1 rRNA gene (running past both ends of the window) is annotated in these 1,100 nt (G+C 49.5%); it reads right to left on the reverse strand.

Features of this window, described 5'->3' with window-relative positions:
• Nucleotides 1-1,100, reverse strand: a 23S ribosomal RNA gene (locus tag WSC_RS24760) (it extends past both window edges: 759 nt to the left, 1,168 nt to the right).

The following is a 1,100-nucleotide window of genomic DNA, read 5'->3' on the forward strand; positions in this document are numbered from 1 at the left end:
AGATAATGGGACAACGTTAGAACATCAAACATACAAGGGTGGTATTTCAAGGATGGCTCCACACACACTGGCGTGCATGCTTCAAAGCCTCCCACCTATCCTACACATGTAGGTTCAATGTTCACTGCCAAGCTATAGTAAAGGTTCACGGGGTCTTTCCGTCTAGCCGCGGGTACACTGCATCTTCACAGCAAGTTCAATTTCACTGAGTCCCGGGTGGAGACAGCGTGGCCATGATTACACCATTCGTGCAGGTCGGAACTTACCCGACAAGGAATTTCGCTACCTTAGGACCGTTATAGTTACGGCCGCCGTTTACCGGGGCTTCGATCAAGAGCTTCTCCAAAGGATAACCCCATCAATTAACCTTCCGGCACCGGGCAGGTGTCACACCGTATACGTCATCTTTCGATTTTGCACAGTGCTGTGTTTTTAATAAACAGTTCCAGCCACCTGGTTACTTCGACCACCTCTCGCTCCAGGCGTAAAGCCCTTCACAATAACGTGGCGTACCTTCTCCCGAAGTTACGGTACTATTTTGCCTAGTTCCTTCACCCGGGTTCTCTCAAGCGCCTTAGTATTCTCTACCTGACCACCTGTGTCGGTTTCGGGTACGGTTCTTATTAACCTATAGCTTAGAAGATTTTCCTGGAAGCCGGGCATCAACTACTTCGCTACCTTGGTAGCTCGTCTCGTATCTCAGCCTAATAAAGTTCCGGATTTGCCTAGAACTTTAGCCTACTTACTTTCACTTGGACAACCAACGCCAAGCTAGTTTAGCCTTCTCCGTCTCTCCATCGCAGTTAATAAAAGTACAGGAATATTAACCTGTTTCCCATCGACTACGCATCTCTGCCTCGCCTTAGGGGCCGACTTACCCTGCCCTGATTAGCATGGGACAGGAAACCTTGGTCTTTCGGCGAGCGGGTTTTTCACCCGCTTTATCGTTACTCATGTCAGCATTCGCACTTCTGATACCTCCAGCATGCTTTACAACACACCTTCAACAGCTTACAGAACGCTCCCCTACCACTCACGCAAAGCGTGAATCCGCAGCTTCGGTTACTAATTTAGCCCCGTTACATCTTCCGCGCAGGCCG

It is taken from the genome of Catenovulum agarivorans YM01 (genome assembly GCF_000281085.1).
Lineage (GTDB): Bacteria > Pseudomonadota > Gammaproteobacteria > Enterobacterales > Alteromonadaceae > Catenovulum > Catenovulum agarivorans.